The organism is Polaromonas sp. P1_G4, assembly GCF_056405475.1.
This window is the reverse complement of the sequence record NZ_JBFUCA010000796.1, coordinates 1-1,350: the sequence shown is the minus strand read 5'-3', so window position 1 is coordinate 1,350 and position 1,350 is coordinate 1. Positions and strand designations below refer to the sequence as shown.

General features: G+C 60.6%; 2 protein-coding genes. Both read right to left on the bottom strand.

Annotation, left to right across the window (positions count from 1 at the left end; translation table 11 throughout):
- Window positions 1–438: adenylate/guanylate cyclase domain-containing protein (locus tag AC1D1X_RS23435; RefSeq protein ID WP_477699362.1), on the bottom strand; the 438-nt coding region annotated here is incomplete at its 3' end.
- A 211-nt stretch (window positions 439–649) separates the two neighbouring features.
- A complete protein-coding gene (locus AC1D1X_RS23430) occupies window positions 650–1,348 on the bottom strand; it encodes a sulfite exporter TauE/SafE family protein (protein ID WP_477699361.1) in 699 nt (232 codons plus the stop codon).
- Between the last annotated feature and the right edge of the window lie 2 nt (window positions 1,349–1,350).

Below are 1,350 nucleotides of genomic sequence, written 5' to 3'. Positions count from 1 at the left end.
GCGCAGGGATGCCCTCTGGGCGGGCAACAGGGCGGTCCAGACGTTTTCGGTCGTGAGGATCTGGGCGGCACCCGCAAGGTCTGCGAGCCGGGCGGCGGAATTGACGGTGTCACCGAAACAGTCGCCGTCGATTTCAACCACTTCACCCGACTCGATACCCATCTGCATCTGTACCGGGGTGCCGCTGCCGCCCGGCTTGATCGGTTTTTCCTGAAGGCGTTTCTGGATGCTGATGCAGGCCGACAGCGCGTCACCTTCGTTGGGAAACACCACAAAGAGGCCGTCACCCAGCAACTTGACCACCCGCCCCTGGTGTTGCTGGAAAACCTGGCTCAGCACGCCGATGAGCTGGGTCACGAAGTGCGATGCCGTTTCATCGCCCAGCCGTTCGAACATGCTGGTGCTGCCCACAAGATCCGCAAAAACGACTGTGGTCATGAGGGGCGTTAGCCGCGGTGCGCGCTTCTTGTTCTCATGCCAGCGATTCTCACAGAAATTTGCAGTGAAGAGGCCGGTGAAATTCCCGGGCTCTCCGCAACAACCCAGCGGATGCGCCGGGTTTCACAGGCCGCAGTAGACGGGAAAGGGAAATACCGGTAAAGCAATTGCAGGGCGGTATCAAAACCTGCGCTACCTGCTTCATGCGTTTTTAACGGAAAGCATCCCAAAGCAGCTTGCACCCGGTCAGCAGCATGCCGACATACAGCAGACGGTAGAAAAGCACCGGGCTGATGCTCCGGGCCATGCGCACGCCTATCCACACGCCCAGTGGCGCCAGCGGCAGCAAAACCAGCGAAGTCGCCATGTTGCGCAGGTCAAGCAGGCCCAGCCAGGCATACGGAATCCACTTGGAAAGGTTGATGACAAAAAAGAAGGCGGCCATGGTGGCCGTGAACTTCACAGGGCTCAGGCGCATGGGAATCACATAGGCGCTCAGGGGCGGCCCGCCTGCGTGAGACACAAAGCTCGTGAAGCCCGAGGTCACCGTCAGAATGGCGCCCAGCCACTTGGGTGGTGGCGGGCTGTCGGGCCGGGGCGGGAACAACAGTCGCTGCGCCAAAAACAACAAGGTGAATATTCCCACCACCCCAGCCACGACCCTGGCGTCCAGCACCTTGAACAACAGCGCCCCCACCACGGTTCCCACCAAACCAAAAGGGATCAGGAATTTCAGAAACTTCACATCGAAGTCCCGGCGAAAAGCCGCCAGCCCCAGCAAGTCCATCAGCAGCAGGACAGGCATCAGGATGGCGGCGGCCTGGGGCACCGTGACGGCCAGCGCCATGACGGGAACCGCAAGAGAACCGAAGCCGGCCCCAAAACCACTTTTGCTGATGCCCAGCATCAGCA